At 44.6% G+C, this 12,264-nt stretch carries 17 protein-coding genes; 5 read left to right on the top strand and 12 right to left on the bottom strand.

The features are described from left to right. Positions 1–293 precede the first annotated feature (293 nt). Positions 294–1,136, top strand: coding sequence for an SPFH domain-containing protein (locus L9W92_RS17840; protein WP_240085094.1), 843 nt, complete (start codon positions 294–296; stop codon positions 1,134–1,136). Between the two features lie 15 nt (positions 1,137–1,151). After that, positions 1,152–1,340: a type II toxin-antitoxin system antitoxin gene (locus tag L9W92_RS17835; protein WP_240085093.1), complete on the top strand. Its 189-nt coding sequence runs from the start codon at positions 1,152–1,154 to the stop codon at positions 1,338–1,340. A 136-nt stretch (positions 1,341–1,476) separates the two neighbouring features. Here the strand turns inward: L9W92_RS17835 and L9W92_RS17830 are convergent, their stop codons facing one another. After that, a complete protein-coding gene (locus L9W92_RS17830; protein WP_240085092.1) occupies positions 1,477–2,643 on the bottom strand; it encodes a LuxR family transcriptional regulator in 1,167 nt (388 codons plus the stop codon). Positions 2,644–2,939: 296 nt separating this feature from the next. Here L9W92_RS17830 and L9W92_RS17825 point away from each other — a divergent pair, with 296 nt between their 5' ends. Beyond that, the gene (locus L9W92_RS17825) at positions 2,940–3,374 is read left to right on the top strand and encodes a CBS domain-containing protein (protein WP_240085091.1); all 435 of its coding nucleotides are present in this window, start codon (positions 2,940–2,942) and stop codon (positions 3,372–3,374) included. A gap of 142 nt (positions 3,375–3,516) precedes the next feature. Here the strand turns inward: L9W92_RS17825 and L9W92_RS17820 are convergent, their stop codons facing one another. Continuing rightward, positions 3,517–4,134: a Crp/Fnr family transcriptional regulator gene (locus tag L9W92_RS17820; protein ID WP_240085095.1), complete on the bottom strand. Its 618-nt coding sequence runs from the start codon at positions 4,132–4,134 to the stop codon at positions 3,517–3,519. Between the two features lie 185 nt (positions 4,135–4,319). Here L9W92_RS17820 and L9W92_RS17815 point away from each other — a divergent pair, with 185 nt between their 5' ends. After that, positions 4,320–5,045 (top strand): 4Fe-4S binding protein, encoded by a 726-nt coding sequence (locus L9W92_RS17815; protein ID WP_240085090.1) that lies wholly within the window; start codon positions 4,320–4,322, stop codon positions 5,043–5,045. Positions 5,046–5,081: 36 nt separating this feature from the next. Further along, complete coding sequence (gene hcp / locus L9W92_RS17810) at positions 5,082–6,638, top strand: hydroxylamine reductase (protein WP_240085089.1); 1,557 nt, start codon at positions 5,082–5,084, stop codon at positions 6,636–6,638. 202 nt (positions 6,639–6,840) lie between these two features. Here the strand turns inward: hcp and L9W92_RS17805 are convergent, their stop codons facing one another. The 10 genes from L9W92_RS17805 to L9W92_RS17760 all read right to left on the bottom strand — a co-directional run bounded on the left by L9W92_RS17805 (position 6,841) and on the right by L9W92_RS17760 (position 11,904). Beyond that, entirely contained in the window at positions 6,841–7,182 is a 342-nt protein-coding gene (locus tag L9W92_RS17805) for a beta/alpha barrel domain-containing protein (protein WP_312038123.1), read from the bottom strand. 4 nt (positions 7,183–7,186) lie between these two features. Beyond that, a complete protein-coding gene (locus tag L9W92_RS19480) occupies positions 7,187–7,339 on the bottom strand; it encodes a ribonucleotide reductase barrel domain-containing protein (RefSeq protein ID WP_376741830.1) in 153 nt (50 codons plus the stop codon). Positions 7,340–7,379: 40 nt separating this feature from the next. Then, complete coding sequence (locus L9W92_RS17800; protein WP_240085088.1) at positions 7,380–7,559, bottom strand: ribonucleotide reductase N-terminal alpha domain-containing protein; 180 nt, start codon at positions 7,557–7,559, stop codon at positions 7,380–7,382. 414 nt (positions 7,560–7,973) lie between these two features. After that, positions 7,974–8,156: a 4Fe-4S dicluster domain-containing protein gene (locus L9W92_RS17795; RefSeq protein WP_240085087.1), complete on the bottom strand. Its 183-nt coding sequence runs from the start codon at positions 8,154–8,156 to the stop codon at positions 7,974–7,976. 319 nt (positions 8,157–8,475) lie between these two features. Next, complete coding sequence (locus tag L9W92_RS17785) at positions 8,476–9,243, bottom strand: MBL fold metallo-hydrolase (protein WP_240085086.1); 768 nt, start codon at positions 9,241–9,243, stop codon at positions 8,476–8,478. Positions 9,244–9,382: 139 nt separating this feature from the next. Then, on the bottom strand, positions 9,383–9,652 hold the full coding sequence (locus L9W92_RS17780) for a hypothetical protein (protein ID WP_240085085.1): 270 nt from the start codon (positions 9,650–9,652) through the stop codon (positions 9,383–9,385). 181 nt (positions 9,653–9,833) lie between these two features. Beyond that, on the bottom strand, positions 9,834–10,664 hold the full coding sequence (locus tag L9W92_RS17775) for an Mrp/NBP35 family ATP-binding protein (protein WP_240085084.1): 831 nt from the start codon (positions 10,662–10,664) through the stop codon (positions 9,834–9,836). A 23-nt stretch (positions 10,665–10,687) separates the two neighbouring features. Beyond that, a complete protein-coding gene (locus tag L9W92_RS17770; RefSeq protein WP_240085083.1) occupies positions 10,688–11,050 on the bottom strand; it encodes a NifB/NifX family molybdenum-iron cluster-binding protein in 363 nt (120 codons plus the stop codon). A gap of 367 nt (positions 11,051–11,417) precedes the next feature. After that, on the bottom strand, positions 11,418–11,747 hold the full coding sequence (locus L9W92_RS17765) for a DUF5320 domain-containing protein (RefSeq protein WP_240085082.1): 330 nt from the start codon (positions 11,745–11,747) through the stop codon (positions 11,418–11,420). Positions 11,748–11,754: 7 nt separating this feature from the next. After that, entirely contained in the window at positions 11,755–11,904 is a 150-nt protein-coding gene (locus L9W92_RS17760; protein ID WP_240085081.1) for a hypothetical protein, read from the bottom strand. Positions 11,905–12,264: the final 360 nt, after the last annotated feature.

Below are 12,264 nucleotides of genomic sequence, written 5' to 3'. Positions count from 1 at the left end.
TCTCAGTTTTTCATGATTCCTGCCCTTCAAACCCTTATTCCCCGTTTTATTTTGGGGTAAAATCTTTTTTTTTGTTCCTTTCAACCCTTGTACGCTCTGGCTTCTCAAACATCGCAATTAGCTCAATTCTTAACCTCTTATATTTTTCGTTATCACAACCAGTTCCGCTGCGAGGATATAATCCCGCAGTATAATCCTGGTATCAGATATCATCTTAACATGTATTTACTTTTATATCCGCAAGTGATATCATATAAATATCAAAATAATAATAGACAGGAGAATGAATGATTATGAAAGAAAAGAATGCCTGGGTTTTCAATGGTTTTCTGGCGCTCCTTCTGCTGTTGGTCTGGTCGGGACTGGCAGCCTATATTCTGGTGGAACGGAATCCCATCGCGGGGGTGCTCATGCTTATAGCAGCCGCGTTAATTTTTAGCGGAATAGTTATAGTGCAACCCAATCAGGCGCGAGTTGTCACCTTTTTTGGCCGCTATATGGGAAGTGTGCGGGAAAGCGGCATCTGGCTGACCATACCGTTGACATCACGCAAAACGATCTCATTGCGGGTGCGTAACTTTAACAGTAATACATTAAAAGTCAACGATGTCGAAGGAAACCCCGTTGAAATCGCGGCTGTTGTTGTTTTTAAAGTAGTGGATTCCGCGAAAGCAGTGTTTGACGTCGATAAATATGAGGAATTTGTTGAAATACAAAGTGAAACGGCGTTGCGGCATGTCGCCACCAAGTATCCATATGACTGCTTTGAAGAAAAAGGATATTCCCTGCGCAGCAATGCTGAAGAAGTGGCTGATGAACTGAGCAAGGAACTTCAAACACGTCTTGCCGTGGCAGGGGTCGAAGTCATGGAAGCCCGCCTGACTCACTTAGCGTACGCTACTGAAATCGCCAGCGCCATGTTGCAGCGCCAGCAGGCGTCAGCGATAGTGGCAGCCAGGCAAAAAATCGTCGAGGGGGCGGTCGGCATGGCGCAAATGGCTATCAATCAGCTCCAGCGGGATAATATTGTGGAACTTGACGAAGAACGCAAAGTGGCTATGATCAACAATTTGATGGTGGCAATCGTTTCAGACCGGGCGGCCCAGCCGGTTATCAATACTGGCAGCCTATATTAAATCGGGTGGCCTCTCATGTCTGATAAAAAAAAATTTTTACTTCGTATCGACCCCAAATTATACGAGGCTTTAGAAAGATGGGCGGCCGACGAATTTCGCAGCGTAAACGCGCACGTTGAATATTTATTGAGTGAAGCGGCACGGAAGGCAAAGCGCGTGTCCGCGAAGTCTCCCGCCAATCCGATACAACAAAGTAATGATTAAAAATTACCTCTAACCTTTTGCAGCAATTCCTTGCGATTCGACGTGCCGGATTTCCGTAAATCAGCTCATAAACTTTTTTTTCACTATTAGTAAGACTATACCAAAAGCTGGCATTTCCCGGATCAATTTCTCGTCATCAGTTTCTGCAACCGGTATCGTTACAGGTTTTTTCATCAAGATTATTAGGCAAATCGGCTTTAACCTGTTCATACTGGTGTAATGGCCGGAGGTACCAGATTATTAACGGGTTAATCATAAACAAAAGACAGGCGCCCAGCACCGCTGTAGCGGGGCTTAACAAAGGACCGGGCAGCAATTGCGTATCCAACGCTATCCCGGGCGCTGTGATAAAAAACAAAGACAGGCCGAGCCCGAGTCCGAAAACCCGGGTATTCAGTATTTTAGACAAATCGCGCAAGGTAAGCCAGTAATAGAGATCTGTTGCGCAAAGTCCGGCAATTATCAACAGCAGAGTAATAATAATTTCTACCGGACGGTCGAGACTGATTATAGCGATTGTCAGACCAAGACCTAATAAACTTAACGCTACAGGTCCCAGCCATAAATACGAGAATTTTCGGGCATAAACCGCAAGCGCGAGATAGATTGCCGCATAAAGAAAAGAGTCTATTCCTATAACTGCCGGCCATTGGGAATAAAAAAGGGGCACTATCGCCCTGAACCAGAATCCTCCGGAAAAGTAAGCGGCCAATGAAAAAGCAATGATGCTGACAATAGTACTGGTTTTAATTTTTTTGTTTCCCGCTTCTTTTTTAGTCAGGTTGCATGCAAAATGTCTATTGCCGATATAGAGCGCGCCGAGAAGCGGAGCCAGTCCGGTAAGAGAAGCGGCGATCTTTACAAAAGGATAGGATAAAAAATGGGTAAAGCAGGTCAAACCCAGCAATACATTCGCTGTGGTCATGGCCAGACCAATCGTTATCACAGGAGATTTTTCATTCAAGAAAACCGGTATCCAGGACAGGACAAGATAAGCTGAAATAAGACCAAGTATGACGCTGATGACATTTGGATTATTTAAAGGAATAAAGGTCCATATACATGTTAGAATGAAAATTACCGCGCCGGAAGATACCACTAATCTTTTATCATTCAACACGACCGGAGGCAAAAAGGAAAAAATAATCATACCCAGGCCATGACTAAAAGTAAAAAAATGTCCCAGTATATACGCCTGCGGCCCGAATATCTCCTCCAACAACGGACCGTGCATGGGATATGAGAGAATCCAAGTAAAAATAAAAGCAAGCGCTAGGGCGTTCAACACCGAATCTTGCGGCACCAACTTAATCTTTTGAGGAAGAATCATAGTTCAGTCTTTCATGTAAATTAATCTTTAGCAAAATATATCATATTTTGTCGAACAAAAACACCTGATCGGGTGTATTTTTTTATGTTTTCCACGTGGGGTAGGTTATCGGCGTATATCTTTTTGCCATTGATTATTAAATCATTTTAAACAGATACCGATGGTCAGAAATCCAATGCTTCATAGGCTGAGCGTATTTCGCGCATGATATATATTGTATCTATACATCCATAAAAATTGAGGTGATTGATGTGCTGGCCAGGGATATTATGAACAAAAATGTTATTACCGTACAAGAAGATGCCGCCATTGAAGAAGTGGCCGGAATACTAACGGAAAACAACATCTCCGGGGCACCGATTTTAAATAAGGAAGGGAATTTAGTGGGCATTGTTACCGAAGAAGACCTGCTGCACAAGGAAACAAACCCCAGAACACCAGGTTTTCTGAATATACTGGGTGCTTTTATTTACATTAACGGGCTGGAAAGATACCGGGAGGATTTTAAAAAATTAGCCGCCCAAAGAGCGTCGGAAATAATGACTACTGATGTAATCACTGTCGGCGGTGATATAGAAATTGAACGGGTGGCTGCTTTAATGGTAGATAATGACATAAATAGAGTACCGGTGGTTGAAAACAACTCTGTCATTGGCATTATCAGCCGCGCTGACATAATTAAAACCCTGGCTCAACGGGTTTAAGCCAGACCTTTTTGCCGCTGATGCATACCCAAAGGTTACTTGTCTATAAATCAAGAAAAGCATGATTACCTTTAAATAATTACCTTATAAATAAAGTGGGCGGTTTTATGATCACCGCTCACTTTTTTACCGGCTCCACCTTCTAGCTGGACATACTCCTTAAAGCATCCACTTTCTTGATTTTCATGGAATCCCTGTGAAACTCTATTACTCCTTCATCCCTCAACCTGGACATCTCGCGTGACAGAGACGGGCGGGAAACGTTCAGGAAGTCAGCAAGCTCGTTCCTTTTCAGAGGCATCATGAACATGGTACTGCCCGTCCTTTTATACTGTTCCAGCAGAAAAGTGCTGATCTTCTCCCTCAGGCTCTTGATCGCCAGGTATTCTACCTTCTGGTGAAGCATAAGCGCCTTGCCCGATACAATTTCCAGCATGTTCGTGATCAGCTGCCTATGGCTCATGCAGGAATTTTCACAGTTGCCGACTATCTTTCCAGCCGGCAGGAACATTACTGTGCAGGCTGTCCTGGCCGCTACCGTTACCGGCCAGACGCCGTCTCCCGAAAACGCGGCCATCTCGCCGAACATCTCCCCGGGGCCGTTTACCGCTATAATGACCCGGCTACCGGCCGCGTTTTCCTTGGCAACCACTACCTCGCCGGAAAGGACTACCCCCAGACCGGTAAATCTTTCACCGGCAACGGCCACCCACTCATTTTTTCCGTAGCTGTTCACATTCGGCTTCAGGCATTCAAACACGATATTCAATTCATCCGGGCTTATCCTCCTAAATAATTCGCACTTAGATAAAGCTTTCATCCATTTCATATACATTTTTACTCACCCTTGTTTTTGGTAACCATGGCTACCGATTTAACGTTGCCAATATAATAAAATAACTTTACAAAAGCCGCAAGAAAAATATTTAAAGGGGGTCTCTTCAGGTGAAAAGAAAAATTGTCAAGATAGACGAAGAAAAATGCACCGGCTGCGGGCTTTGCGTCGATGCCTGTGGCGAGGGCGCCCTGCAGCTTGTCAATGGAAAAGCAAAGCTTGTGTCGGAAAGCTATTGCGACGGCCTGGGAGCCTGTCTTCCGGAATGTCCGGCCGACGCGATAACCTTGGAAGAGCGCGACGCAGCTGCGTTTGACGAAGAAGCTGTAAAAAAACACACGGCCGATAGACAAATTCCTATACCTGAAAACCTTGCCTGCGGGTGCCCCGGTACTCTGGCAAGGATAATCGAGCAGAATGGGAACCCGGCGCCTGTTATCCCCGCTGCAGGAAATCCCGCGCCGGCAACATCACAACTTCGCCAGTGGCCTTGCCAGATTAAGCTGGTGCCGGTGAACGCTCCCTACTTCGACAATGCCGGCCTGCTGGTAGCCGCCGATTGCACAGCTTACGCCTATGCCGGCATTCATAATGATTTCATGCACAATAAAATTACCATTATCGGCTGTCCGAAGTTGGATGATATCGATTACACCGAAAAACTGACAGGAATATTGAAGGCGCATGAATTAAAAAGCGTCACCGTGCTCCGCATGGAGGTACCCTGCTGCGGCGGCATCGCCAACGCGGTGAAACAGGCGCTCATAAACAGCGGTAAAATGATTCCGTGGCGTATTGTCACTATCACCACCGACGGAAAAATTGCGGAAGAATAGGTTCATTACTTCAAAAATAAACCAAGGAGGTAACACATGATGTTTTGTTTTCAATGCGAGCAAACGGCAGGCGGCAAAGGTTGCACCAAAGTGGGTGTGTGCGGCAAGCAGCCGGATCTCGCCGGCAAGCAGGACGAATTAACCTGTGCCATGGTCGGACTAGCCCGCGCCGCGCAAGGCCGGACACCGGACCAGAACACGGACGCGCTGGTCATGCAAGGGCTTTTCGCGACACTCACCAACGTCAACTTTGACGGCAGCCGCATCGACGAGCTCAAAAACCTTATTCAAGCTGAAAAAGCAAAGCTGGGCGGGGTGGCAGACCCGGCCTTCGACACTCTCTGGGCAGGTGATCCAGACATGGTGTCCCTTCGCTCCACCCTTCTTTTCGGGTTGCGCGGCATGGCGGCTTACGCGTGGCACGCCTGTGTACTGGGCAAAAAAGACGATGCAGTAACATCATGGCTATACAAAGGGATGCGCGCCATCGGCGAGGAACATTCAGTCGAGGAGTGGCTGGGCTTGCTGATGGAGTTCGGCCAGGTCAATCTCAAGTGCATGGCCCTGCTTGATGAGGCCAACACCTCAACTTATGGGCATCCCGTGCCCGTCAAGGTCTCCACCACGGTTGAAAAAGGGCCGTTCATTATGATCACCGGCCACGACTTGCATGACTTGAAGCAGCTTCTTGAGCAAACAGAGGGCAAAGGCATAAACATTTATACCAACGGCGAAATGCTGCCCGCCCACGGCTATCCCGAACTGAAGAAATACCCGCATCTCAAGGGCAACTTCGGGACCGCCTGGCATAACCAAAAGAAGGAATTTGACGGCATACCGGCCCCTGTTCTTTATACAACCAACTGTCTGATGCCGCCTCTGCCTTCTTATTCCGACAGAATCTTCACCACCGATGCCGTCGGCTACCCGGGCATTAAACATATAAAGGGAGACAACGGCAGGAAAGATTTCACTCCGTTAATCAGCAAGGCCCTTGAACTGGGCGGCTGGGCGGAAGACAAGAAGCTCACCGGCATCAACGGCGGTTCGGAAGTGATGACCGGGTTTGCCCGCAACACTGTGCTCGGCATTGCCGATAAAGTCATTGAAGCAGTCAAAGCCGGCGCGATCAAGCATTTCTTCCTGGTCGGCGGCTGTGACGGCGCCAGGGCGGGCAGAAACTACTATACCGATTTTGTCAGAAAGGCCCCTCCGGACACCGTCATCTTGACTCTGGCCTGCGGCAAGTTCCGCTTCAATGATCTGGACATCGGTGAAATCGGCGGCCTGCCGCGCATTATGGACATGGGCCAGTGCAACGACGCATATTCCGCCATCCAGGTGGCTGTCGCCCTGGCCGGCGCGTTCAACTGCGGGGTTAACGAGCTGCCCCTGACCCTCGTTCTCTCGTGGTACGAACAGAAAGCCGTGAGCATTCTGCTGACGCTCCTGTCGCTGGATATTAAAAACATCTACCTTGGTCCCACACTGCCCGCGTTTATCTCCCCGAACGTGCTGAACGTTCTGGCAGAAAAATTCAACATCAAGCCGATCAGCACGCCGGCAGCGGATTTAGAAGCGATTCTTGGATAAAGAAAAGTGGGGTCAGGCTTTACTTTGTGAGATTATTATTTAAGAAAGTAAAGCCTGACTCATTGTTATTCCGGAGAGTCAAAGAGTCAAGGGGAAAGAGTCAAGAGAGTCAAGGGGTCAGCCCTTGACATTGGACAAGCACATAAATTACTTTTTATAAGTAAGTTCTTTTTTACTGTCTCGTACGTTTAATGCCAAATTACTATAACAAGGTTATCGCTCCGATAAAGTTCAAATGCTGTTTAAAAACAAGAACGGTTTCTGATAAACCCAGCCTATGGGGAAGTCCACCTCCGACAATGACAGCTTTTACGGATAGTTCCTTCGTACCGGGGAATATTTTGCGCGTCGCAAGAATTTCAATTTTAGGATTTACCTTTCTGGCCTTGGTCAATATTTTATTTGTCCTGGTAGCAATGCCTGAAGCATACTCTAAAATATTCATGGATGCTCGCCAGGACATATGCAGGTTCTCTGCGTCACCTTCGGCTTCAATAATGCTGGTTTGCGGTTGCACCTTGGTTCCTGAAGATAGATGTTTCAAAGTGTTAATGTTTTATATTGTATCCGCCGCCGGACTTGAAAACCAAAGCGGTCGACATCAGTGTCTCGTACATGGAATGCAGCGAATCTTCTACAGCCAGGACAAAGCAGGCAGAAGGCTGCCATGGCCGGTCGGGTTTACCCTTGTTAGCCCAAATGGGAGTCGATGGAATAAATAAAGGCTCACCTATTTCTCACCTAATTTATAGAAGCGAGTTTCTCCCCCCAGTGTTTTGGGTTTTCTTTTTCAGCGCCTGCCGCCACTCGGGCAAGGCGAAAAACTGCTTCCTCGAATGTTTCTATAATGTTGCCTGAATCATCTCTTAACGCATAACGAGCGTTAAAAACATTTTGACCTGCATCAGTAAGTTTATTCATAATTAGCCGCCTTCATGGTTTAGTATGGATTTCTAAAAATTTAGTTTAATTCTTATAGCAAAATGTCTTTTAGCATGTTTTATCTTTTAGAATCATCTTGCAATCAATGATTATGGCAAGTGGTTTTTCTTTTATTAAATCTCTTTGGCTAATTTATATGATTAAATAGTCAGGGTCAGTATTAACCTAATAACAGCAGGTAAATTCTTTCAAATGTTAACACAGGGTGTGGCTCACTTTGGGCTGTAAACATTTTAGGAACCTGTTAACACTCTTCAAAAGCCAGATCAATCAGTGATATTACAACAAGCTTAACAGCACAGGTAAAAAATTAGCTAGATAAACCAGCTTAATAGACCTAGCTCTTACCTAGAGTCCTTGAACATACCTTAGCTCAAACCCTGTTTTAATTTATTATTTAGTTAGTGTGATTGAGTTTGTAGGGCAATTTTCCTCGCAAGTCATGCATCCCAGACAAGCTTCTGGGTGAACAACTTTGGCAATATCGCTTATTTCAAATACCTTTGGATCCGCAGGGCACTCATCATAACATATGGCACAAGCCACGCATGTTTCACTATCTACTATTGGTTTCATTTAACTAACCTCCTCCAGGTAATTATGAAATAATGTTATATAGAACAATTCCAAAGATAGTTTAGCTAACAAATTTCGTTTTTTATGCATCTAATTGTTTGTATGCTTCAATCATAATGGCACATTCTAAACGCTTTTTTGCATTGTACAAAACAATTCCTCAGGCTTCATAATATCTCCGCTTGCATAATAAGAATTTGCATGACAACTACCTGAACAGTAAAGTTTTGCCCAACAATCACGGCAATGGATACTTCCACAGTTACCATCTATAGCAATATTAATTCCACCCATTGTGTAAATGCATCTCCAAATTGAATCATCTTTCAAGAACAATTTCATCCCCAACTGAAAAGATATGGCAACGTTCTTTAAGAAAACGCTTCATTTCACAGATAGCTATCATTCCGGTGCAATGCAGCGGAATGATAGTTTCAACCCTATAATTCAAAAAACTCTGGATTGTTAATTCAATTCTGATATCTGGAACACTCTCCATGTGCATTCCACCAATTAAACCGGCTATTTTTTCACCCGGGAATAACTTTTGCGCATACCTAAGACAGTTTACCACTCCTACGTGGCTACATCCCACAAAAATATAAATCCCCTTGTTTCCTTTCAAAACAAGGATTTGTTCATCAATAAAAAGATCACGAGAAATCTCGTCATTTTCATTGCGCACAAAAAAATAATGGGGAACATCCTCAAAGGCAACACCTCTTGGGATCATTGGCGATACTACAGCCACGCTATTTATTTGTTTCGTTTTTACCGTTGAATTAATTCTTCCGCTAAGTTTTTTCCAAACATCTCTGCTCCATGGAACACCAATACTTCTATTCTGGGTTTTTCCATCACTCATGTAAAATCTTTCATTGAACGCCTTAGGATGCATATATATTGGTGCTAATGTGTTGAGTCTGCAAAAATACGGCACGCCACCCGTATGATCATAATGACCATGACTAATAACCAGAGCATTTACTTTTGAAAGATCTACACCAGATGTTTCGGCGTTCCAGGAAAAAACATCCGTTTGGCCTGTATCGAAAAGAATATTCCCGTCATCCGTTTCTATCCACACGGATAGTCCGTGTTCCGCAAGAAATCCTCTTCTTTTTGAATAATTGTCGCATAAGATATGGAACTTTATCATAACTCTTTTTATTCCCGGGTTTTTATCTTTACTTCAAGTGAATATTTGTGTTGTTGTATTCAATCAACTACTGGCTCTCGTCATCTTCGTCCGGCGGGTGAGTGATGAAATACTCACGCTCAAGAAGTTCGTGATACTCCTCTGGTATAGGTACTGTAAGCTTCGATGCGATTTCATCACGGGCAATCAGTCTGCAGACTAAATCATAACTGCCGTCAGGATTCTTGCGCGGCCGCCACCGTTTAAGCATGGTCCCTTCACGCTCCATGTGGTCTTTGACTACATTATTACACCAAGTGAAAAAGCTTTCCTGCAGGTCGTTAAGGAACTCTTCCATTATTTGATCCTCCGCGCAGTTCTTTTTAACACATTATCAATATTTCCTAGCAATTAATTATTTAATATGGATAATTTTTGTTGCCAATTATTCAAAACGATTAGTTATTAAAACTAAGGTATTCTTATTTCTTATGACAAGTTTATCTGTGAAGTAATAGATGGCTATTATAGACGTGTTCCTATTGAGTCATATTCTCAGGGATAAAATTGGCAAAAAGGTTACTATTATATTCCTCAATCTTACCTTGATCACAGAGCTTTGAAAAACTGGGGTCTACAGGCAAGCCGCCAATATAGGGTATCTGAAACTTTTGAGCAATTTCTTCACCCCGGCTAGGTCCAAACAACTCAAAATGTTCGTTGCAATGCGGGCAAACGGCGCCACTCATATTTTCAACCAGTCCAATTATGGGTATATTCATCATTTGGGCCATCCTTATTGCCTTGCTCACAATCATAACCGCAAGATCTTGTGGTGAAGATACAACAATCAGCCCGTTTAATGGCAGGGATTGCATCACAGTCAAAGGTACGTCACCAGTGCCGGGCGGCAAGTCAACAAAAAGATAATCAAGGTCACCCCAGGCCACATCTGTCCAAAACTGTTTGACTGTACCGGAAATTACTGGACCGCGCCAAATAACCGGGTCATCTTCATTGGCGGTCAATAAGTTTAGTGACATAACTCTTATCCCATTTTTGCTTATTGAGGGGAATAACGCGGAGCCGTTGCTTTTCACCCCACTCTTTATGCCAAACATCTTTGGCAGGCTCGGGCCGGTGATATCCGCGTCCAGTACTCCCACCGAACAGCCTTTTTTTCTATATTCACAAGCAAGTATAGATGTTATCGAAGATTTCCCCACACCGCCTTTTCCACTCATGACAGCGATAACGTTCCTGATATTGCTAAATTCGTTTCCGGTCAATTTCTCAATACCGGCATTGCCTTCATGACCACATCCGCCGCTTTTTTCATTGTCGCATGCAGAATCTGAATTTTGTTGCATTGTTTTAATTCCTCCTTAGTTTTTTAATGATCGCAGGCATTATCCCCTGTTTCTAGATTGCCGGCCAAAAACAGCCTGACGATATCTTCCGGACTACCTGAGGCCGAATTAGCGCCAATTACTACATTTACGCCATTCTGGTTGAACAATTCCTGTGCCCGCGGCCCCATACCACCGGCAATGATAATCTTAGCTCCTTTTTCACCCAGTAATCTTGGGTACAAACCAGGCTCATGCGGAGGAGGTGTAAATGATTCTTTTTTCAGGATTTCTTTAGTTTCAGGGTTGACGTCAAAAAAATCAAATCTTTCACAATGTCCAAAATGCATACATAACTGGTCTCCTGCGATAGGTAGTGCAATTTTCATTTTTTTGCTTCCTTTCACTGTTTTATTTTAGTTTAACTTTATTCCTGGCTTTTTACCGGCTAAAAGGGGTTAATGAAGCCTTCATTTAACTTATCTTTAATATTGCTAATTTCTTAGAAACACCCCAGTTCACAAGCTATGATTTTTATTTTTAATTTATTGGCAACCTCGCGGATAAGATTAGGTGGCACTTTTAGCTCTTCCGCCAATTTCCTGGCTTCAGGCCAGCTTATTTTCTTTTCTGCCGAAGCTTTTTCAACCGCTTCTAAAATTGCTCGGGGATGATTATTGCGCTCTTGCCACTGGTAAAGTGCCTGTCTCTCCCTTGCCGCTTGCCACGGCGACTGTCATGTCTACTGTCATTAAATTCCCCCTAAAGGGTGTCCTACTCTTTATTTTCTAATTCTTTTATGCGTTTTTTAGCCTGTTCAAGGGTACTTTCCAGGTAGCCAACTTCTTCTTTAAGGAGGTTTAACTCATTCTCATTGCTACCCGGAGTTGTAAAATGCTTTGTCATTAAGGAATGGGCAAAGTATCCGCCAAGTCCAACAAGCATTCCAGCGGTAAAGTCAGAGCACAGCCAGCCGCGCCTGCCACCACGGCCAAGCCTTTGAGCTAAACCATTACCAGGCAGAATATTACTTATACAAAATCCGCGTCCACGTCCTGTCATTATACCCATACCCAATGGACCGGTCCCATCAAATCCCGGCATAAATACATTACCTCCCTGCCTTAGTTTTTGTAAATCTAACAGCAGCCCCTACCTTGACCACCACGCCCCTGGCCTTGCCTGGCTCACCGGCCACCACCACGGCCACAGCATCCGTTGCCCTGCCCCTGACTCTGTCCGGCACCAGTACCAGTACCACACGGGCCTAAGCGCCTGCCTGCTTCCGGACCCCGGCCCAGCGGCCCGATTCCATCTCCTCTTGGCATTTTATACACCTCCCATAATTTAATAAAACTAGCCATGTGCATGACTCAGATCCGTTGATATAGCTGGATTTGATGCACACTAAATTTGCTTATCACTCAATATATGATAGGATTTCCTCCCATAAATGTCGAATTAAGTATTTGCCACAATCCAAAACCAACAAAAACAGGAGGAACCCCTATGCATCAACAATTAATAATGAACATCATTGACTTCTTTACTCCTCAATCCAAAGTCGTTTTCTATACAAAAATCTTTGATTCTCTTGACCTCTCATGCTTTCCTGATAAAG

The organism is Pelotomaculum terephthalicicum JT (assembly GCF_022410535.1).
In the GTDB taxonomy this organism is placed as follows: Bacteria; Bacillota; Desulfotomaculia; order Desulfotomaculales; family Pelotomaculaceae; genus Pelotomaculum_D; species Pelotomaculum_D terephthalicicum.
Note: the sequence above shows the minus strand (reverse complement) of the source record. Positions and strands in the feature narration are given on the sequence as shown.

Bases quoted from the DNA above. Each gene is read 5' to 3' on its own strand.
- L9W92_RS17840 (WP_240085094.1), top strand. From the start codon at position 294: ATGAAAGAAAAGAATGCCTGGGTTTTCAATGGTTTTCTGGCGCTCCTT.
- L9W92_RS17835 (WP_240085093.1), top strand. From the start codon at position 1,152: ATGTCTGATAAAAAAAAATTTTTACTTCGTATCGACCCCAAATTATAC.
- L9W92_RS17825 (WP_240085091.1), top strand. From the start codon at position 2,940: ATGAACAAAAATGTTATTACCGTACAAGAAGATGCCGCCATTGAAGAA.
- hcp (WP_240085089.1), top strand. From the start codon at position 5,082: ATGATGTTTTGTTTTCAATGCGAGCAAACGGCAGGCGGCAAAGGTTGC.
- L9W92_RS17800 (WP_240085088.1), bottom strand. From the start codon at position 7,559: ATGAATAAACTTACTGATGCAGGTCAAAATGTTTTTAACGCTCGTTAT.
- L9W92_RS17795 (WP_240085087.1), bottom strand. From the start codon at position 8,156: ATGAAACCAATAGTAGATAGTGAAACATGCGTGGCTTGTGCCATATGT.
- L9W92_RS17780 (WP_240085085.1), bottom strand. From the start codon at position 9,652: ATGGAAGAGTTCCTTAACGACCTGCAGGAAAGCTTTTTCACTTGGTGT.
- L9W92_RS17775 (WP_240085084.1), bottom strand. From the start codon at position 10,664: ATGCAACAAAATTCAGATTCTGCATGCGACAATGAAAAAAGCGGCGGA.
- L9W92_RS17765 (WP_240085082.1), bottom strand. From the start codon at position 11,747: ATGCCGGGATTTGATGGGACCGGTCCATTGGGTATGGGTATAATGACA.